Here is an 18,930-nt window from a genome sequence, read left to right as displayed (position 1 = left end):
AACTTATTTTAGTCGAATATTTTTGTTGAAATGATTAAAAATACCATATACCTTTCCTTCTTCGTACTCCTGCTCAGTGCCTGTAAAATGGGTACTAAAACCAGCGATCCAACACTCAGGGATTTTACTTTCGAACCCGTTAAAGGCATCCGTTATGTTGAAGTAAAACGCCGGTTTAAAGATGGATATTCTTTTAATAAGGAAGGTTTTATGCAAAAACCATCGTGGATAATCGAAGTGGTTAAAGAAGATACCATGTCGGCCTGGAGCCCTCAGAAACATAGAATGCAGAATTTTTACCTGCAATACGATCACGGCAATGTGTATAATTTCGCAGCAGAATTTTTTAAGGTAAAACATATCAGTAAAGACAGTCTGGTTTTTCAACGGATCCAGGTTGATGGAAAGGTGATTGCCTCTGATGTACGCTCGGATGTAAACATGACCTTTTATGCGCAGGATTACATCAAAAACAAGCTCAAGGCTAAAGCCGAAGACTTGCAAAAACCCACCAAGGCCGACACTGCTTTTATTGAAAAACGTTCGGCCAAAGTTAACCTGAATAGTGATAGCGCTTTTGCTGCCACAGATCCGGTTCAGTTTATACCCAAAAGTAAAATTGCAAGGGTAGAAAAAATAAGCACGGTAGATCGAACCAACAACCGCACAGAAGCTTACGATTACATGTTTCCGCAGTATATCATCAGGATTGACAAGGCTTATAAAGATTTTGCTTATCAGGTTGCAGCCGTTGTAGATTTTCAGGGCGGCATACATGTAAAAACCATTTATAACGTGTTACCAGAAAATGTGGAGGCCAAAAAAAAGGTGGCTCAGGGCATTGCCGATATCTACGTCAGGAATATTTTTAATGTGGCGCCCGGAACAACATTAGGCGTTCCGCACAACAGCGAAATTACCTTAACCATGATTGGGAAGGCAAATAAAAAGCCTTAGTAATCTGATATTTACAAAATTTTAACGTTAAAAAAATGTTAAAATTTTATTTTGATTTTAAAAATTAAAACTTACCTTGCGTACTTAATTTTAATATTTAATACAATGCAAGAAGGCACAGTAAAATTCTTCAATGTAACTAAAGGTTTTGGCTTTATCATCCCTGCGAATGGCGATAGCGAAATTTTTGTTCATTCAACAGGTCTTATCGACGAAATCCGTGAAAACGACAAAGTACAGTACGAAGTTGCTAACGGTAAAAAAGGCTTAAATGCCGTTAATGTGAAAGTAATTTAATTTATTTATCATATTTACAAATGGCCTCGATTACAGTCGGGGCTTTTTTGTTTTTGGTCGTCTAAATAATCCCCTTTAAAATCTTTTATGACTCATTATTTTATTGTTCCGGGTTTGGGCAATTCAGGTCCGGACCATTGGCAAACCCATTTCGAAAAATCAGGAGATCATTTTATCCGCATCAATCAAAAAGATTGGGATGCGCCTGCTAATCATGATTGGATTGAAAATATAGAATCTGCTCTAAATGGTTATAATCTGGATGAAGTGATTTTAATTGGCCATAGTTTAGGCTGTACCGCTATTGCCAACTGGGCAAAACAATATCAAAAGAAAATTAAGGGTGCATTACTCGTTGCGCCAAGTGATTTGGAAGCGCCGGTATATACTTTCCCAACTGTTGGTTTTGACCATGTGCCATTAGATCAAATCAATTTTAAAACCATTGTAGTAGCCAGTACAAATGATGAATGGGTAACTTTAGAAAGGGCTGAGTTTTTTGCCGAACATTGGGGCAGTGAATTCATTAATATAGGGGTAGCAGGGCATATCAACGCCGATGCCGGTTTTGGCGAATGGCCGGAAGGGCTGGAGATTTTGAAAAAACTGGATTAAAAGTTTCCCGCAGATTTCGCAGAAAAAGCAGATCAAAATCAATCAGCGTAAATCATTTTGATCTGCGGGCACATAAAAGATAAATTTCCTATTTATGCATCTTTTTCCTCAAAAACTGATCAAGAAATACCAATCCTATCACCAAATCGAAAAATAAGAAGCTGTACAGCACTGTTGGTGTTATGTATTTATCTAAATTTAAGTTTAAACGAGCATTAAAATTAAATTCAGGCATGCTTAGGTCCGAGTTGTAAAGTACATAACCAAACAAAATCAGTAAAGAGATTACAAAAAAGCCGCCAATACCATAAATAATCTTTTTATCAACCTGGGTTTTCATGGCCACAGGTGCAGGCTCCGAAGCCACGCTTTCCATTACATTTCGTGTAAAAGACATCGATGGTTCATCCAGATCCAGTTCACCAAATGCCGAATTAAGCTTTAGCAGATCCTCATAAAGCGATTTAATTTCAGTATCAGACTCAATTTTTTCTGCGATGTTTTTTCTGTCGGATGCATTTAAATTTCCGTCTATATAATCCCAAAGCTGTTGTTCTGTTGCATTCATAGTAACTCCTTTACTTCATCTTTTAACAAATATTGTAATTTTTCTTTAAGCCTTTGCCTCGCCCGGTGCAATTTTACTTTTACCGTATTGGGTTCCATGTGCAAAGCCGCTCCAATCTCTTCCAAACTCTGCTCACCTTTATAAAACAGCGTAATAATCGCCGCATCATCAGGTAATAATTCGTCAATTGCGATATTCAAAAAAGCAATACTATCCTGTTTATCATAACCATTTGCGTTAAATGCCGAACTATGGTTTTCGAGCTGTAAAAATGTGCCTTCATCATGGATGGAGGAAGTATCTAAACGGTTTTTCCTCAAAAAAGTCATCGCAGTAGTGTAGGTAATGGTGTACAGCCAGGTGCTAAATTTAGCCGTTTGTTTAAATGTACCTAAAGCTTTATAGGCCTTTACAAAGCAATCTTGAGCAATTTCCTCGGCATCTTCCCTGTTTTTTGCAAACCTTAACGCAAGCGTAAATACAAAGCGCTGGTGGCGTTTAACCAACAACGCATACTGATCGGTTTGCCCGTTCAATATGTTTTGTATCAGTGCTAAATCGGTAAGTTTTTGCTCCATGTTTAGCTGTAAGACTACATTAAAGATCGGTAGGTTACACGTGGAACATTATTTTAATTGTTTATTGCCGGTGGCTGAGTTTATGAAGAGTCTGGTTGTGTAGGCTTAATTAAATTGTTATTATTTTTTTTGGAAATGATGGGGCTGGTTTTCTTGGCGGGCTGTAGTCCTGCTGTTCGCTCTAGCCCTCATACTTCGGGGCTGCCGCTGCCATCAGGTTTATGAACATCGTTTCTGCGCCCTGCAAATCCCGGGTGAAGCGTTACCCTGCAGGCTGAGGTACGAAGCCAAAGCGTAAAAGCGCAACACGGGAACTAACTTGTTTACTTGCACCGGCATTGCGCTCCAAAAAAAGAAAAGTTTGTTGATGTTGGATCGGTTGGTTAAACTTGCGAAGTTTTGCCGATGCCCTGGTCCGGATAAACGTCGCGGGTTATCCCACTAATGCGAAGCGAAAAATTTTAATCCTGCAATAGATCCGATCAGCGTACAGATAAAAAATATCCGCCAAAAGGTGGCTGGTTCGTTAAAATAAGTTATTCCGATAATTACCGTTCCAACTGCTCCAATACCCGTCCAAACCGCATAAGCAGTACCCATCGGCAAGCTTTGCGTAGCTTTGTTTAGCAATAAAAAACTTAAAATAATGCATACAAAAAATGCAATGCTCCATTTTATATTCGAAAAATTGTTCGATAATTTTAGGCAAGTGGTAAAGCCGACTTCAAAAAGACCGGCAATAATTAAGATAATCCAGTTCATGATAAATGTGTTTCCGCAAAACTACGGCACATTTATCGCGCAACATTTTACAAATGTTAAAAAATGAGCTTATTTACTTGCCGCCCTGATTCGGCTCAGCGTAACCTGTGTTACACCAAGATACGAGGCGATGTGTTTTAAAGCCACCCGTTTAATCAGCTCTGGCGATTGCGCTACAAATTCCTGGTAACGCTCTGCTGCGCCTTTAAATGCCCGGTCAATCAATCTTCTTTCGGTGGCAATTAATTCCTGCTCGGCCATTTTTCTGCCCCAGTTGGCCATTTCGGGGTTATGTTCGTAAAGCGAAAAAAGATCGCCAAGCTTTATTTTTAGTAAGCTGCTGTTTTCTAAAAGCTCAATGTTTTCGTAACCCGGGCGGTTGTTAATATAACTGTTAAAAGAAAAAAGTACGCTACCGCTTTGCCCAAACCAAAAAGTAATCTGCTGGTTTTCACCCTCGCAATAGGCTCGGGCAATGCCTTTTTCAAGCACATAAAAATAAGGTTCTACCTTATCTGCGTGAATTATGATCGTTCCTTTTTTATGCTTTACAGGCTCAATATGCGCCGAAAGTTCATGCAATGAATTATCGCTTAATGAGGTAAAAAAGGCTATATTTTTAAGTTTTTCAATCAAAATTTAGGGCTTTGAACAAAAATAGCAATGTTTTAGCTGGTATTAGGCAATTATTTAGGCTTGCCCGTTTGAAAATTGATTGTTGAATATTTTTTACCCGCGAGTGTAACCTGATTAAAAAGCATGTAGTCATAATACACAGAACACGGTTCAACAGACAATAAAATAATAACACATTAAAAATTATAATCATGGATGGTATATTAGTCCCAATCTCACTTTTTTTAGGCGCATTTGCAATGGTATTTGGAATCCGCTATCTGTCTAACAAAGAAAAAATGGCAATGATCGAACGGGGAATCGATCCGGGCATACACAAGGCAACTCCAAAACCTTTTTTAAGTTTAAAGTTCGGTTTGTTACTGGTTGGTTTAGGAATTGGTTTGCTGGTGGCGCTGTTTACGGTTAGAGGCGTATTTGGCAGCAATATGACCAATGCAGAAGAAGGACAATCGGTAGCCATTTATTTTGGCTGTATCGGCATCTTTGGCGGTTTGGGCCTGATTGTTTCTTATCTGGTAGAAAAAAAATGGCTGGATAATAACAAATTGCTTTAATCGACAGTGAAGTCAAGCTTTTATTTTGTGAAAAGTCAGATGGTAACATCTGACTTCACCGTTGAATTTACTGCGGTTTATTGATAATCGCTACCGTTAAGCGGCTAATGCAGTGCATTTTTCCGCGTTCATCGTAAATCTTAATTTCCCAAACCTGTGTTTTAGCGCCAACATGTAAAGGTTTGCAAATCCCTTTTACCAGGCCTCTTTTTACGGGGCGTAAATGGTTGGCATTTACCTCTAATCCTACGGCAACATATTTTTCAGGGTCGATGCACATGTAAGACGCAATACTTCCAAGCGTTTCGGCCAAAACCACCGAAGCCCCGCCATGTAATATACCCGCTGGCTGGTGTGTGCGTTCATCAACCGGCATGGTACCCGTAATAAAATCTTCGCCAATTTCGGTAAAACGGATATCAAGCAAAGCCCCCAAATGGTTTTTAGGACGGTTATTTAGGTCCTCAACGGTAAAATCTTTAAACCACATGATAACGTTCTTTTAAAATATAAACATGGTGAATAATGTGCCCGCCAGCAATGAACAATATAGATTTTACATTAATTTCCCTGCCCGAGGCAATTCCTTTTCTTTCCAGTTCTTCTTCGTTTAACGATTTAAAAAGGAATAAATTCGCTTTACGCAGTGCGATAAATTCTTCAATCAAATCTTCCAAGTCGCGTTGGGCAAAGCGGGCGTTTTTTACATAATCATCCTCTTCAAAGCCAGGTAAATGTTGCTGTTCATTTCTGGCGAAACAAGTAATGCGATAGGCAAACACACGTTCGGTATCTATAATATGCCCCAGCATTTCCTTTAAAGTCCATTTACCGTCGGCATAAGCATAATCTGCTTTATCAGCATTTCTCCTGAATAAATCCGGAAGACTTTGCACCTGATCGTTTAAAACCTCAAAAATTTCCCGGTCAACTTTACTAATATAGGTTTCGCCCCAAATCGGATATTCGTTAGGCTGTGGTCGGTTCATATCTTAAACTGCTTTTTAATATAATTCTAAAAGTGGTGCCTTTGCCCAGTTCCGATTCTTTAACAAAAATTTCGCCGCTATGGTAATTCTCTACAATACGTTTGGTTAGTGATAAACCAAGCCCCCAGCCGCGTTTGCGTGTGGTGTACCCCGGTTGAAAAACCGCGTCAAACTTCGATCTTGGAATTCCCTTTCCGGTATCGCTTACATCAATAAATACCTGCTCCTTGGCCAGATTTTCTATAATATTAACGGAGATCGATCCTTCATTTTCGATGGCATTGGCTGCATTTTTTAACAGGTTTTCGATCACCCAATCAAATAGCGGAACATTGAGCATGGCCCTTACCTGCTCATCGCCTGTAATGCTAAATTTAACCTTATCAGAGGTGCGAACTTTAAAATACCTGATAAAATCGCTGATTACGATGTAAACCGTATGGTCTTCGAGTATGGGTTTAGAACCGATTTTCGAAAAACGGTCGGTAATGATCTCTAAACGTTTAATGTCGTTTTCCATTTCGGCAATCAAAGGGTCATCTTCCGCATCAAATTTCGATTTCATGAGTTCCGTCCAGGCCATGAGCGATGATATTGGCGTGCCCAGCTGATGCGCCGTTTCTTTAGCCAAACCTACCCAAACATGGTCCTGTTCGTCACGCCGTGCCGAACTAAATGCGGCATAAGCCGTTAAAAGGAAAAGAAATATTACACCCATTTGGATGTAGGGGAAATACCTTAGCTGTGTTAAAATGAAAGAATCGCGGTAATAAGCCTTAAATTTTCGTCCGAAAATATTCATTTCATCAGGTGGATGCTGTGCTTTCATCTGCCTCAGCTGACGTACAAAATATAAGCTATCATAAGTAAGCTTGGCATCCGAAATGGGGTAATTGGTTTTGGTGCTGTCCAGCCCGTTAAAAGAAGTAATAATTCCCGCCGAATCAGTCATAATTACCGGTGTTTTGGTGTTTTTTCGCACTGTTTCAACCACTGTACGATAATCATCATTATCATAAAGAAACATGGCCCGTTCCTGAATTTTAACCCAGAGGTGAAATTGGTCAGACTCTTCACGTTCCATTTTTTTTACAAAAGAATCGGTGTAAAATACTGATGCTATGCCAATTAAGATAGCAAAAATGAGGAGGAAAAACTTCCAGCGGCGTTTCTTTTGATAAGGATTCATGCTTTAGTTAGCCAAATTACAATAACAAAACGAAAAAAACGTAAAACCATTATGCTTTTTCAGAAACCTTGAAACAATCATTTCGAAAGCATAATAGCTTCATCGCAGATGAAAACTGTATAAAATGGATGAAAAACATATCTTTGTACCGAGCATAGTGTGTTGCGCTTTGAGCATGGATTGCACCATAACTCAAGCCCTTAACTCCCTGCTCTTTGCTTAATCATGGATAAAAAAGTTAGAGTAAGATTTGCCCCAAGCCCAACCGGAGGTTTGCATTTAGGTGGTGTACGCACTGCTTTGTTTAATTATTTGTTTGCCAAAAAAAATAACGGAACTTTTGCACTTCGCGTAGAAGATACCGATCAGAACCGCTTTGTAGAAGGTGCTGAAGAATATATTGTAAACTGTTTAAATTGGTGCGGCATTACGCCCGATGAAAGCCCCAATAATCCGGGTGCTTATGGCCCTTACCGCCAGAGTGAACGTAAACCTAGCTATGGTAAATTTGCCGAGCAGTTAATTAGCGATGGTTATGCTTATTACGCTTTCGATACCCCTGAAGAGTTGGATACCAAACGGAAAGAAATCCCGAATTTCCAGTACGGGCAGGCTACGCGCATGCAGATGCGGAACTCTTTAACCCTTACGGTAAGTGAGGTAGAAGATTTGTTGGCAGCTAAAACGCCGCATGTGGTCCGCATTAAAGTGCCTGCAGATGAAATTGTACATTTTAACGATTTAATCCGCGGAGATGTAAGTTTCGAAACCTCTTTGGTTGATGATAAAGTGTTGTTAAAAGCCGACGGAATGCCAACCTATCATTTAGCCGTTGTGGTTGATGATAAAGCAATGGAAATCAGTCATGCTTTTAGGGGCGAGGAGTGGTTGCCATCAGCACCGGTTCATATTTTATTATGGAAATATTTAGGCTGGGAAGCAGATATGCCTGCATGGGCACATTTACCATTGATTTTAAAACCCGACGGACACGGAAAGTTAAGCAAACGCGATGGCGACCGCTTAGGTTTTCCGGTTTATGCCATGAACTGGACTGATCCTAAAACCGGTGATATTACTAAAGGCTTTAAAGAAATGGGTTTTATGCCCGAGGCTTTTATTAATATGCTGGCACTTTTAGGCTGGAACGATGGTACCGATCAGGAATTATTCTCGTTAAAAGAACTGGAAGAGAAATTCTCTATAGAAAGGATCAGCAAAGCCGGGGCTAAATTCGATTTCGAAAAAGCTAAATGGTACAACCACGAGTGGATTAAGTCGCAGCGTGCTGAGCGCCTGGCGCCAGGCGTTAAATCTGAACTCGAAAAAGCCGGAATTGAAGTTAAAGATGAAGCTTTTTTAAATACAGTTATCGATTTAATTAAAGACCGCTGCACATTATTGCCCGATTTTGTAGCACAAAGCAGTTACTTTTTCGCTTCGCCGGCAGAATATGATGTAAACTCCGTAAAACCAAAATGGACACCTGAAAAGGCAGCATTTTTTAATGCGTTTGCCGAAAATTTGACTTTAACTGATGCCGTTACTGCAGAAGCAGCTTTTAAAGCATTGGCTGAGGAAAAAGGTTTTAAACCTGGTGAATTGATGCTGCCTTTCCGCATTATGCTGGTGGGTGGCAAATTTGGCCCGGGTGTTTTTGATATTGCCGTATTATTGGGTGTGGCAGAAACTAAAGCACGAATCGAAAAAGCAATAACTATTTTTAATAGTTAATATACTTTTTAGGGCCCTGGCAATTCGCTTTGAGCGAATATGCCCTTATATGCTTTATATGGTGAAGAGGTGTTTTACTATATAAGGCATATAAGTTCAGTTAAGATTGTGAACATTAATTTGCCACAATGCCTTTCCTTTTTACCTGGTAAACACCAAAGCCATTTTTTTACCACAACCCAAAAGAATAAATCAATCAAAATAATTTATACTTTAGTGCAACAATTGTCCCAAATTAAAGGTTATACAATTAAATTAAATAAACTATGCAGTGGTTTGGTAAAGGCAGCAATAATGTAGAAGATGGCAGAAGTGGGGGCGGTGGCAAAACCGTTTTAGGTGGCGGTATCGGTATTATCATTGTTGTACTCGGATTAATTTTCGGAAAGGATTTAACCGGTGTAGTAAGCCAGATTCCGGCTACAACAGGTACCGAAGAAGTAAAACAGGGCGTACCGGCAAACGATCCGCAGGCTCAGTTTGTATCAGGTGTTTTAGAATCTACTGAACAAGTATGGGATAAAGAATTCCAGGCCATGGGCAAACAATATGAATACCCTAAGCTAAGATTGTTCCGCAACGCGGTTCAAACAGCATGTGGCAATGCCAGCGCTAATGTTGGACCGTTTTATTGCCCCGGCGACCGTAAAGTATATATCGATCTTTCTTTTTACGACGAATTGAAAAACCGTTTTGGCGCTGCCGGCGATTTTGCGCAGGCTTATGTAATTGCACACGAGGTTGGTCATCACGTACAAAATTTATTGGGAATATCAGAAAAACTTGATCAGGCCCGTGGGCAGGTGAGCGAAAAAGAATATAACCGGCTGTCGGTTAAATTAGAACTACAAGCCGATTTTTTTGCCGGCCTTTGGGCACACAACGCACAAAACCTTAAAGATTTTAAATTAGACGAAGGTGATATAGAAGAAGCACTTACCGCGGCCAATGCCATTGGCGATGATAAACTTCAAAAACAGGCCACAGGCGATGTACAGCCTGATTCTTTTACCCATGGTACATCGGCACAACGCATGTATTGGTTTAAAAAAGGTTTCGAAACGGGCGATATTAAACAAGGCGATACCTTTAATTCAAATAATTTATAAAAAATTTAAAACTTTTTTAAAACACTGTTGTTTGTTTACAGTTAATGAGATTTTTGTCTCAAAACCAAACATAATTATCCCGGCTTCTTATTTGTTTTAATAAAGATGATCCTTATAGTTGATGACAGGCCCGAAAACCTGATCTCGTTACAGAAAGTACTCCAAGCACACAATTTTGAGGTTGATACCGCATCATCTGGCGAAGAAGCGCTGAAAAAAGTGCTAAAAAACAATTATGTCCTGATTATTCTCGATGTACAGATGCCAGATATGGACGGTTTCGAGGTGGCAGAGGCCATTTCTGGCTTTAGTAAAGCAAAAGATACCGCAATCATATTTCTGTCGGCAGTAAATACCGAGTTAAAATTTATTACCAAAGGCTATCTTAGTGGTGGTCTGGATTATATCACCAAACCTGTTGATATTAATGTTCTGCTACTTAAAATAAAAACATTTTACCGCATTTACGAGCAGAACCGAAAACTGAACGAAGTACAGGAAAAACTGCTGGAAGAAATCGAATTCCGAAAGCAGGCCGAACATAAAAAAGACGAATTTATCTCAATCGCCAGTCACGAGTTAAAAACCCCTTTAACCAGTGTAAAAGGTTATATCCAATTGTTGCAGCGAAGCTTAAACAGAGATGATAAAACCATGGCTCAAAACCACCTCGAAAAAGCCAGCATCCAGCTCGAAAAACTGAACGAACTGATTGTAGACCTGCTTGATATTTCCAAAATAGAAAGTGGCAAGATGAAGTTTAACATGAAAAGTTTTTGTGCCGATAACATGGTAAACAATGCCATCGAAATGTTACAGCAGTCTAACCCCGATTTCAAGATCACCAAACTGGGCAAAACAGACGAGATGATTTTTGGTGATGAAATGCGCCTTGAGCAGGTGGTAATCAATTTTATAACCAATGCCATTAAATATGCCCCTGGCACCAATCAGGTTAATGTAACCATCAATATTAAAGATGAAAAACTTTACCTGGCCGTAAAAGATTTTGGTATAGGCATTTCTAAAGAGCAGCAGCATAAAATATTTGATAAATTTTATCGGGTAGAAGAAAACAGCAACCGCTTTAATGGCCTGGGCATCGGTTTGTATATCTGTTCCGAAATCATAAACCGCCATGGCGGCACCATCGGTGTAAACAGCGTTCCTGATGAAGGATCAGAGTTTTACTTTATCGTTCCCATCACCGAAGAAGAAATCCTTAAAAATCAGATCTAATTATCCTTAATCCATATAATGAAAACAACTCTTAAAAATAATTTGCGTTTAGGCCTTGGCTTGTCGCTTATTATTCTGTTTATCAGTTCATTAGCGTCTTATGTAAGCATTAGCAACCTCATTAAAAGTACCGAACTGGTTAAACACAGCGATGAAGTTATTTTAAGTTCAGAAGGTGTAATTTCTACCCTGAAAGATGCCGAAACCGGACAAAGAGGCTACCTTTTAACGGGGAATAAAATCTTTTTGCAACCGTATTACGGGGCAACTGATACTGCAATGGCAACATTAAGCCGTATAGAGAAACAAACGAAAGATAACCTGGTTCAGCAAAAAAATGTTGCTGAATTGAAAAATATTATGGCCCGCAGGTTAAATATTATCACCTCTACAATCGAGATCAAATCATTGGGCGGGCAGATAGACCCAACCGTATTGTTGGAGGGTAAAACCTATATGGATCAGGCCCGTAATGTAGTTAACCGAATGGTTAAAGAAGAACGCCGGTTACTCGAAAGCCGCACGGTAGAACTTAATAAACTTACCGCTTATACGCCGATCCTGATTTTAATTGCAGCTGTTCTGGCGATCCTCATTACGCTGTTTTTCTATAGAAAAGTATCTGTCGATTTTGATGAACGCGTGAAGCTTCAAAAAGAAATTGAAGATAAAAAATATGAGATGGAAAAACGTATTGTGGCCATTAAAGAAATTGCCTATCAGATTTCTAATGGAAACTACGGAGTAAAACTCGATAGCCAAAGCCAGGATGACATTGGCGAGTTATCTGAATCGTTGAATACCATGTCGTTGTCATTAAAAAAATCTTTCGATACTTTAGAAGAAAACGAATGGATACAAACCGGCGTGGCCAACCTGAATGTGAAAATGGTCGGCGAAAAAGATGTTTTCCATTTAGCAGAAGATATTATCGAATTTTTAGCCAATTATACCAAAAGCCAGATTGGGGCCTTATATTTATTTAAAGATGATGGTTACCTGCATTTAAAAGGGCAGTATGCTTTAAAAGGTCAGAATTTAACCGAAACGATAGAAATTGGTCAGGGTCTAATTGGTCAGGTGGTTAAAACAGGTAAATCAATTTTGCTGGATGATGTTCCACAGAACGAATTATCCATTACGCATGCCACAGGGAACATTAAACCTGCCCAGTTAATTGTATTGCCGATTGTTAGAAACGAAATTTCTATCGGTGGTTTAGAACTGGGTTCTATTAATAAATATACCGATTTACAATTACACTTTTTAAACCTGGTGTTATCTGATGTGGGTACCGCTTTATTGGGAGCGCAGAACCGCCAGAAACTGCAGCAGTTATTAGAAGAAACCCAGGCACAATCAGAAGAGTTACAGGTACAGCATAACGAGCTTGAGGGATTAAATGCAGAACTCGAGGCGCAGGCGCAGAAACTTCAAGCCAGTGAAGAGGAACTTCGTGTACAGCAGGAAGAATTATTGCAAAGCAACCAGGAACTGGAAGAGAGAAGTAGCTTGCTGGAAGAGAAAAATGAGCTGATTGAAGAACGTAATATCGAAATTCAGCAAAAAGCAGAAGCTTTAGAGTTGAGTACCAGGTATAAATCGGAGTTTTTGGCCAACATGTCGCACGAGCTGAGAACGCCACTTAATTCCATCTTATTGTTATCGCGTTTAATGGCCGAAAATGAAGCCATGGACCGCGAGCATCAGGAATATGCCGAGGTAATCCAGAGCTCAGGACAAGGCTTATTGAGCTTAATCGACGAGATTCTGGATCTTTCTAAAATCGAAGCCGGTAAAATGGAATTAGACAGGATGAACATTAAGGTTGATGATATCATCTTCAATATGCGTTCTTTATTTAATCCATTGGCCAAAGAGCGGAACCTCAATTTTGTAATCGATAAAACCGAAGATGTTCCGGAGTTTTTCCATACCGATAAAATGCGTTTAGAGCAGATTATTAAAAACCTGTTATCAAATGCCATTAAATTTACAACTGTTGGCTCCGTAACCTTAAACATCAGCAAAAACGATAAACTTGGTGCCTTAGTATTTAAAGTTACCGATACCGGTGTGGGTATTGCGCCAGAAAAACAGGGTATGGTGTTCGAAGCTTTCCAACAGGCAGATGGCTCTACCCGCCGTAAATTTGGAGGTACAGGTTTGGGCTTATCAATCAGTAGAGAGCTGGCTAAATTGTTGGGTGGCTATATCGATTTAAAAAGTACAGAAGGCGAAGGAAGTATTTTTACTTTAACCTTACCTATCGATAAAAATAAAGGTTTTGATGGGGTAGTTGCTGATTTGGAAAAACCTGTGATAACGGTTGCCCCAACAGAACCTGCAGTGAAAAAAGTAAGCCACCTAACGGTAGATAATATTCCGCAGGAAATAGAAGATGACCGCGATAACATCCAGCCGGATGATAAAGTGATCCTTATTGTGGAAGATGATACCCCTTTTGCCAAAACGCTTTTAGATTTTACCCGCAAACGGAATTACAAAGGCCTGGTGGCCGTACGTGGCGATATGGGTATTGAAATGGCGAAAGCGTTTAAACCCCTTGCCATTTTGCTCGATATCCAGTTGCCGGTTAAAGATGGCTGGCAGGTAATGGAAGAACTGAAATCTGATCCTTCAACCCGCCCTATTCCGGTGCACATTATGTCGTCGTTACAGGTTAAAAAGGAAAGTTTATTAAAAGGAGCGGTAGATTTCATCAACAAACCATTTGCTTTTGAGCACATGCAGGAGATATTTTCTAAACTGGAGCACGCTTTAAGCCGTCACCCTAAAAAAGTGCTTATTGTTGAAGAAAACGAACAACACGCCAAAGCATTAAGCTACTTTTTAAGTAATTTCAATATTCAGACCGAAATTGTAAATCAGGTGCAGGAAGGTGTTTCGGCATTGCATAAGCCTGAGGTTAACTGCGTCATTCTGGATATGGGTATCCCGGATAAACATGCTTACGAAACCCTCGAAGTAGTAAAGAAAACCCCCGGACTGGAAAACCTTCCGATTATCATTTTTACGGGTAAAAACCTTTCAAAAGGCGAAGAAAACCGCATTAAACAATATGCAGATTCGATTGTGGTAAAAACAGCACATTCTTACCAGCGTATTTTGGATGAGGCCGGACTGTTCCTTCACCTGGTAGAAGAAAAGAGCAGGGAAAAAACCAAAGCACCTAAAAAATTCTCAGAACTGCAGGATGTACTGGTAGGCAAAACAGTTCTGGTGGCTGATGATGATGTGCGTAATATTTTCTCGCTGACCAAAATGCTTGAGCAGCACCAGATGAAGGTTATTGCTGCAACTGATGGTAAAGAAGCACTGAAATTATTAAACGAAAACCCTGAAGTTGATGTGGTTTTAATGGATATGATGATGCCTGAATTAGATGGTTACGAAACCACCACAGCCATCAGACAGGATATTAAATACCGTAATCTGCCTATCTTAGCGGTAACGGCCAAGGCCATGATGGGCGACAGGGAAAAGTGTATTGCCGCAGGTGCTTCAGATTATATCAGCAAACCGGTAGATATGGATCAGCTGATTTCGCTTTTACGTGTTTGGCTTTACGAAAATCATCATAAATCATAACCCCATTTTTATTAAACTATGCCTCAAAAATTAATTCTCATAATTGATGATGATAACCGAAACATTTTTGCCTTAAAAGCTGTTCTAAAGGCCAAAGGTTTTGATTGTTTATCTGCTATAAGTGCACAGGAAGGTTTTTCTATTATGGAAAAGCACGATAACGTTGCCATTGTGTTAATGGATATGATGATGCCCGATATGGATGGTTACCAGGCCATTTCAGTTATGAAAAAATCGGCCAGAATGCAGAATATACCGGTACTGGCCGTAACCGCACAGGCCATGGTTGGCGATAAAGAACGTTGCTTATCTGCCGGCGCTTCAGGCTACGTTTCAAAACCGATAAATGTTGATGAATTATTGTTACAGATAGAAAATTTTACAAAATAACAGGTGATAGGTGATGCGATAGATAACGACCAGGTTGAAATCCTGTTAAATGATGTGCTGGAAACTCACGGTTATGATTTTCTTGAATATTCGCATGCATCAATAAAAAGGAGGATTAGCCGTCTTTACGCGCTCGATAATTTTGTAAGCTTTGCCGAGTTCCGCTACACCATTAAATCAGATAAACAGTATTTTAAGCGGTTTTTAGAAGAAATTACGGTTAATGTGACCGAAATGTTCCGCGATCCTTCTTTTTACAGGGCTTTGAGGAACGATGTACTCCCGGTTTTGGGGACTTATCCGTTTATCAGAATCTGGGTGGCAGGTTGCTCTACCGGTGAAGAAGCTTATTCGCTCGCCATTGTATTAAAAGAACTCAATCTGCTTAATAAATCGCTGATATATGCCACAGATATTAATCCATCTGTGCTGGATAAGGCAAAAAAAGGCATGTTTCCGCTAAATTACCTGAAACAGTATTCCGAAAATTACCTGCAATCAGGCGGTTTAAAAGAGTTTTCCAGCTATTACACTGCAAACTATTCGCTGGCCAAATTTGACGAAACTTTGAACAGTAAAATGATCTTTTCTACGCATAATCTGGTTTCTGATCATTCGTTTAACGAATTTCAGCTTATTTTATGCAGAAATGTATTAATCTATTTCGATAAAGAACTGCAGCACAAAGTATTTAACCTGTTTGACGGAAGCATAGAAAAATTAGGTTACCTTGCCCTGGGGAGTAAGGAAAGTCTGGAGTTTTGGCCAAAAGCCAAAGAGTATAAACGCGTTAAAATGGAGAAGATATGGCGGAAACTGTAAGTTCTATTCCATGTGAAGCATTGGTTATCGGTGGTTCTGCGGGCAGTTTAGATGTACTGCTCGAAATTTTTCCTGCGCTACAGAGCAACATCAGTTTCCCGATTGTACTGATTGTGCACCGCAAGGCCAGTAACGAATCATTACTAACGGATTTGCTGCAAAGCCGTACTACATTAAAAGTTGGTGAGGCCGAAGAAAAAGAGCTTTTAACCGCCGGAAAAGTTTTTATTGCCCCTGCAGATTATCACATGTTAATAGAAGATGACCATAGCATTTCTTTAGATTATTCGGAAAAAGTAAATTACTCGCGGCCCTCTATCGATGTTACCTTTCAATCAGCTGCTGAGGTTTTTAGAGAGAAAGTTGTATGTATTTTGCTCTCGGGTTCAAATGCCGATGGAGTAGAAGGATTAAAAAGTGTAAACAATTATGGGGGTAAAGTGGTTATACAAAATCCAAATACTGCCATCATGCCGTATATGCCCCAGCAGGCGGTACTTAATGTAAAACCGCATGTAGTATTGGACAGTTATGATATGGCTGATTTTATAAATAATTTAAACAATTAATTTGCTTTCGGAGGTTAATATGACAGTTGCAAAAAAAGTATTTGTTTTTGATGATAACAGGGATATCCTTGATCTATGTACATTTATTTTGGAAGATGCCGGGTACGAAATAAAAACATCTGAAAATGCCAATAATATAGAAAAACAGGTAGCGGAGTATATGCCCGACCTGATTTTTATGGATAACTGGCTGCCTGATTTAGGTGGAATACAAGCTACCAGGGCATTAAAAAGCCATCCTGATTTAAAACATATCCCCGTAATTTATTTTTCAGCAAATAATGATATTTCTTCACTGGCAGACGAAGCTGGTGCGGATAGTTATTTATCTAAACCTTTTGATATTGCTGCGCTTGAAGAAATTGTGAAAAAACATTTAAGCTAGCCTGTGGTTTGCTAAGTAGGTGGTAGCGAAAGATCGTTATTAAATTATCGCTTTTCATTTTCTTCACGTTCTTTTTTCAAACGGCGTTCTAATCTTTTTTGCACCCGTAAATTATGGCTGGCCCGCATGGCCCTGAAACGGGCAATGTGTTGCTGCACTTCCTTCTGTTTTTCTTCGGTAATACCAATGCTGTATTTTATGCCTGTAAACAGGCTCCTCCAGATCAAATTAAAGAATGAGGTATTTGATGGCCTGCTATAATTAACATTTACTGCAACCAATTTTCCATCGGCACCTGGGTTTTCTGATTTAATAATGAGCGCGTTGGCCAGAAATGAAAGAAAACCACGGGTAACCAGGTGGTCTTTTTCAGGGTCGTTCTTCATCAATGCCACAGAAAGGTCGTAATAAGAAAAAGCTACCTTGCCTTTTGCACCCAAATCATTTGCTTTAAAATCGAATTTCAATTGATCAACGTTTCCTCGGTTAATGCGCACCAGGCCAAGTGGTTTGGTAATCTGGTTTAAAACCCTTGCGTTAAAATTATGTAAAACCCCGTTATAAGAAAACGCACCATCTTTAGCAGTAAGGTTAAATTTAAAGTTCACATCAAGTTTTCCCTGGCCAAATAAATAAGTATTCAGGTTAACCTCCATAATTGGGTTTATGGCTTTAATATTATCAAGATTGGTGGCGTTTTTTATAATTCCTGATGTATTTTCAAAACTGATGCGGCCCCTCTGGTTACTTTCGCTGTTAAAAACCGAATAATTTACATTTACATCTTTCAGCTGGATTTTCTGTACCAGTATTGGTGCTTTAAGTAGCTGTAAAAGCTGATGAGGAAATTTGCCTATCTTATTTTCCTGGGGTTTGTTCGGGAGTCCGTTTTGGTTAAAAACAGATATAAAACCATTAGAAATGGCCATTTCTTTTGCCCAGAGCTCCTGTTTGCTGATGTAAAGCGGTAAGTCTATGCCGTTGAGCATAATATCGCGCATGCCAATATCAAAACGTTCCCTCGCATAACCTGCTACCTTGCCGAATTTCATTTCATCATAAAGCGGAACCAGCGCAAAGCTGTTAATCCTCAGTTTACCTGTGGTGGCCCTAAAATCAAGCTGATCTAGCTTGATATCGTACATTTTATCTGGTGTATGGTACACATAGTTATTCAGGTTAATTACAATATCCTTAAGCAGGTAAAAACGGCTGGGATCATCGGCAGAGGTAGAATCTACCAGTAAATCGGTTAAGGTAATGTTAAGGTCATCAATATCGAATGGTACAGAATTGGGCACATTTTTATTCACATATTTAAAGCTTACATCTTTAAAACGGATGGTTTTAATGCTAAACTCTTTCAGGTTTTTGGAAATGATATCATAAGGCGATTTAATCGGCCTTGGCGCACGCCCCTCGTTAAATGCGAACTGCCGGTTAACCATCGTTACCTCCGGTTTATCAAAAATAATCTCTTCCAGCTGCAGCTTTTTTTCGCGGTAAAGGGTTAAAGGATGGAAATGTTTTACCACCAGTTTTTTTAAAGAAACCGTGTAAAGATTGTTTGGTGCCCTTTTTAAAGCAATAAGCTGTTTAAAACGGTTGGTGTCAGGGGTTATTTTTACATTTTGTAAAGTGGCATTACCAGTAACCACATTGGTTGATACTTTTGTAAAGCTAATGGTATATAAACTATCGGTCGATTTATAAAGGAGTGTTTTTATTCTATCGGTTAATATTGGCCGCGATTTTATATTTAAAAACCAGGTTAAACCCGCGAGTACGATAAAAATACCGGTTAAGGTACCCGCAATCCATTTCAAAACTTTATAACGGTATCTTTTTGTATCAGGCATTAAAAAAGGGTAGGCTGTGTTTTTATCAGCAATATACGCTTATAACATAAATTACAGAAATGT

At 39.4% G+C, this 18,930-nt stretch carries 20 protein-coding genes; 12 read left to right on the top strand and 8 right to left on the bottom strand.

Annotated elements, in window-relative coordinates:
* The first annotated feature begins 30 nt into the window (after positions 1–30).
* The 3 genes from ABD769_RS21090 (at position 31) to ABD769_RS21080 (ending at position 1,869) form a co-directional block, all read left to right on the top strand.
* A complete protein-coding gene (locus tag ABD769_RS21090; protein ID WP_344853338.1) occupies positions 31–957 on the top strand; it encodes a hypothetical protein in 927 nt (308 codons plus the stop codon).
* A 105-nt stretch (positions 958–1,062) separates the two neighbouring features.
* Positions 1,063–1,254, top strand: coding sequence for a cold-shock protein (locus ABD769_RS21085; protein WP_010599196.1), 192 nt, complete (start codon positions 1,063–1,065; stop codon positions 1,252–1,254).
* 87 nt (positions 1,255–1,341) lie between these two features.
* Entirely contained in the window at positions 1,342–1,869 is a 528-nt protein-coding gene (locus ABD769_RS21080; RefSeq protein WP_344853337.1) for an RBBP9/YdeN family alpha/beta hydrolase, read from the top strand.
* 88 nt (positions 1,870–1,957) lie between these two features.
* Here ABD769_RS21080 and ABD769_RS21075 read toward each other — a convergent pair whose 3' ends face one another.
* The 4 genes from ABD769_RS21075 to ABD769_RS21060 all read right to left on the bottom strand — a co-directional run bounded on the left by ABD769_RS21075 (position 1,958) and on the right by ABD769_RS21060 (position 4,413).
* Positions 1,958–2,437 (bottom strand): anti-sigma factor family protein, encoded by a 480-nt coding sequence (locus ABD769_RS21075; RefSeq protein ID WP_344853336.1) that lies wholly within the window; start codon positions 2,435–2,437, stop codon positions 1,958–1,960.
* Positions 2,434–3,015, bottom strand: a complete 582-nt coding sequence (locus tag ABD769_RS21070; RefSeq protein ID WP_344853335.1) for an RNA polymerase sigma factor — start codon at positions 3,013–3,015, stop codon at positions 2,434–2,436. The genes ABD769_RS21075 and ABD769_RS21070 overlap by 4 nt, the downstream gene beginning before the upstream one ends.
* A gap of 441 nt (positions 3,016–3,456) precedes the next feature.
* Positions 3,457–3,777, bottom strand: coding sequence for a DMT family transporter (locus tag ABD769_RS21065; protein ID WP_344853334.1), 321 nt, complete (start codon positions 3,775–3,777; stop codon positions 3,457–3,459).
* A 69-nt stretch (positions 3,778–3,846) separates the two neighbouring features.
* Positions 3,847–4,413, bottom strand: a complete 567-nt coding sequence (locus ABD769_RS21060; protein WP_344853332.1) for a Crp/Fnr family transcriptional regulator — start codon at positions 4,411–4,413, stop codon at positions 3,847–3,849.
* A gap of 191 nt (positions 4,414–4,604) precedes the next feature.
* Between ABD769_RS21060 and ABD769_RS21055 the strand changes: the two genes are divergently transcribed.
* The gene (locus ABD769_RS21055; RefSeq protein WP_344853331.1) at positions 4,605–4,970 is read left to right on the top strand and encodes a DUF6249 domain-containing protein; all 366 of its coding nucleotides are present in this window, start codon (positions 4,605–4,607) and stop codon (positions 4,968–4,970) included.
* A 67-nt stretch (positions 4,971–5,037) separates the two neighbouring features.
* On the opposite strand, the gene ABD769_RS21050 is transcribed toward ABD769_RS21055, so the two are convergent.
* Genes ABD769_RS21050 through ABD769_RS21040 form a run of 3 tightly spaced genes read right to left on the bottom strand, consistent with a single transcriptional unit; the run spans position 5,038 to position 7,148 of the window.
* Positions 5,038–5,460 carry a hotdog fold thioesterase gene (locus ABD769_RS21050; protein ID WP_344853330.1) on the bottom strand — a complete coding sequence of 141 codons (423 nt, stop codon included), beginning with the start codon at positions 5,458–5,460 and terminating at the stop codon, positions 5,038–5,040.
* Complete coding sequence (locus tag ABD769_RS21045) at positions 5,450–5,959, bottom strand: DinB family protein (protein WP_344853329.1); 510 nt, start codon at positions 5,957–5,959, stop codon at positions 5,450–5,452. Before ABD769_RS21045 ends, ABD769_RS21050 begins: the two co-directional genes overlap by 11 nt.
* Complete coding sequence (locus tag ABD769_RS21040) at positions 5,940–7,148, bottom strand: sensor histidine kinase (RefSeq protein ID WP_344853328.1); 1,209 nt, start codon at positions 7,146–7,148, stop codon at positions 5,940–5,942. Before ABD769_RS21040 ends, ABD769_RS21045 begins: the two co-directional genes overlap by 20 nt.
* Before the next feature lie 225 nt (positions 7,149–7,373).
* Between ABD769_RS21040 and gltX the strand changes: the two genes are divergently transcribed.
* The 8 genes from gltX (at position 7,374) to ABD769_RS21000 (ending at position 17,008) form a co-directional block, all read left to right on the top strand.
* Entirely contained in the window at positions 7,374–8,882 is a 1,509-nt protein-coding gene (gene gltX / locus ABD769_RS21035) for a glutamate--tRNA ligase (protein ID WP_344853327.1), read from the top strand.
* Positions 8,883–9,148: 266 nt separating this feature from the next.
* The gene (ypfJ, locus tag ABD769_RS21030) at positions 9,149–9,991 is read left to right on the top strand and encodes a KPN_02809 family neutral zinc metallopeptidase (protein WP_344853326.1); all 843 of its coding nucleotides are present in this window, start codon (positions 9,149–9,151) and stop codon (positions 9,989–9,991) included.
* Between the two features lie 105 nt (positions 9,992–10,096).
* Positions 10,097–11,230, top strand: coding sequence for a sensor histidine kinase (locus tag ABD769_RS21025; protein ID WP_344853325.1), 1,134 nt, complete (start codon positions 10,097–10,099; stop codon positions 11,228–11,230).
* 18 nt (positions 11,231–11,248) lie between these two features.
* Positions 11,249–14,842 (top strand): response regulator, encoded by a 3,594-nt coding sequence (locus ABD769_RS21020; protein ID WP_344853324.1) that lies wholly within the window; start codon positions 11,249–11,251, stop codon positions 14,840–14,842.
* 18 nt (positions 14,843–14,860) lie between these two features.
* A complete protein-coding gene (locus ABD769_RS21015; protein ID WP_344853323.1) occupies positions 14,861–15,232 on the top strand; it encodes a response regulator in 372 nt (123 codons plus the stop codon).
* A 3-nt stretch (positions 15,233–15,235) separates the two neighbouring features.
* Positions 15,236–16,054, top strand: coding sequence for a CheR family methyltransferase (locus ABD769_RS21010; RefSeq protein WP_344853322.1), 819 nt, complete (start codon positions 15,236–15,238; stop codon positions 16,052–16,054).
* A complete protein-coding gene (locus ABD769_RS21005; RefSeq protein ID WP_344853321.1) occupies positions 16,039–16,623 on the top strand; it encodes a chemotaxis protein CheB in 585 nt (194 codons plus the stop codon). The genes ABD769_RS21010 and ABD769_RS21005 overlap by 16 nt, the downstream gene beginning before the upstream one ends.
* A gap of 19 nt (positions 16,624–16,642) precedes the next feature.
* Positions 16,643–17,008 (top strand): response regulator, encoded by a 366-nt coding sequence (locus tag ABD769_RS21000; RefSeq protein ID WP_187592436.1) that lies wholly within the window; start codon positions 16,643–16,645, stop codon positions 17,006–17,008.
* A gap of 44 nt (positions 17,009–17,052) precedes the next feature.
* Here ABD769_RS21000 and ABD769_RS20995 read toward each other — a convergent pair whose 3' ends face one another.
* Entirely contained in the window at positions 17,053–18,867 is a 1,815-nt protein-coding gene (locus ABD769_RS20995) for a hypothetical protein (protein ID WP_344853320.1), read from the bottom strand.
* Positions 18,868–18,930 lie beyond the last annotated feature (63 nt).

The sequence above is a fragment of the Pedobacter jeongneungensis genome, from assembly GCF_039538295.1.
In the GTDB taxonomy this organism is placed as follows: Bacteria; Bacteroidota; Bacteroidia; order Sphingobacteriales; family Sphingobacteriaceae; genus Pedobacter; species Pedobacter jeongneungensis.
This window is presented reverse-complemented; position numbering and strand designations above follow the sequence as displayed.

Coding starts and splice junctions, on each gene's coding strand:
- ABD769_RS21085 (WP_010599196.1), top strand. CDS start 1,063: ATGCAAGAAGGCACAGTAAAATTCTTCAATGTAACTAAAGGTTTTGGC.
- ABD769_RS21020 (WP_344853324.1), top strand. CDS start 11,249: ATGAAAACAACTCTTAAAAATAATTTGCGTTTAGGCCTTGGCTTGTCG.
- ABD769_RS21050 (WP_344853330.1), bottom strand. CDS start 5,460: ATGTGGTTTAAAGATTTTACCGTTGAGGACCTAAATAACCGTCCTAAA.
- ABD769_RS21055 (WP_344853331.1), top strand. CDS start 4,605: ATGGATGGTATATTAGTCCCAATCTCACTTTTTTTAGGCGCATTTGCA.
- ypfJ (WP_344853326.1), top strand. CDS start 9,149: ATGCAGTGGTTTGGTAAAGGCAGCAATAATGTAGAAGATGGCAGAAGT.
- ABD769_RS21070 (WP_344853335.1), bottom strand. CDS start 3,015: ATGGAGCAAAAACTTACCGATTTAGCACTGATACAAAACATATTGAAC.
- ABD769_RS21025 (WP_344853325.1), top strand. CDS start 10,097: ATGATCCTTATAGTTGATGACAGGCCCGAAAACCTGATCTCGTTACAG.
- ABD769_RS21000 (WP_187592436.1), top strand. CDS start 16,643: ATGACAGTTGCAAAAAAAGTATTTGTTTTTGATGATAACAGGGATATC.
- ABD769_RS21090 (WP_344853338.1), top strand. CDS start 31: ATGATTAAAAATACCATATACCTTTCCTTCTTCGTACTCCTGCTCAGT.
- ABD769_RS21005 (WP_344853321.1), top strand. CDS start 16,039: ATGGCGGAAACTGTAAGTTCTATTCCATGTGAAGCATTGGTTATCGGT.
- ABD769_RS21075 (WP_344853336.1), bottom strand. CDS start 2,437: ATGAATGCAACAGAACAACAGCTTTGGGATTATATAGACGGAAATTTA.
- ABD769_RS21045 (WP_344853329.1), bottom strand. CDS start 5,959: ATGAACCGACCACAGCCTAACGAATATCCGATTTGGGGCGAAACCTAT.
- gltX (WP_344853327.1), top strand. CDS start 7,374: ATGGATAAAAAAGTTAGAGTAAGATTTGCCCCAAGCCCAACCGGAGGT.
- ABD769_RS21015 (WP_344853323.1), top strand. CDS start 14,861: ATGCCTCAAAAATTAATTCTCATAATTGATGATGATAACCGAAACATT.
- ABD769_RS21040 (WP_344853328.1), bottom strand. CDS start 7,148: ATGAATCCTTATCAAAAGAAACGCCGCTGGAAGTTTTTCCTCCTCATT.
- ABD769_RS21080 (WP_344853337.1), top strand. CDS start 1,342: ATGACTCATTATTTTATTGTTCCGGGTTTGGGCAATTCAGGTCCGGAC.
- ABD769_RS20995 (WP_344853320.1), bottom strand. CDS start 18,867: ATGCCTGATACAAAAAGATACCGTTATAAAGTTTTGAAATGGATTGCG.
- ABD769_RS21065 (WP_344853334.1), bottom strand. CDS start 3,777: ATGAACTGGATTATCTTAATTATTGCCGGTCTTTTTGAAGTCGGCTTT.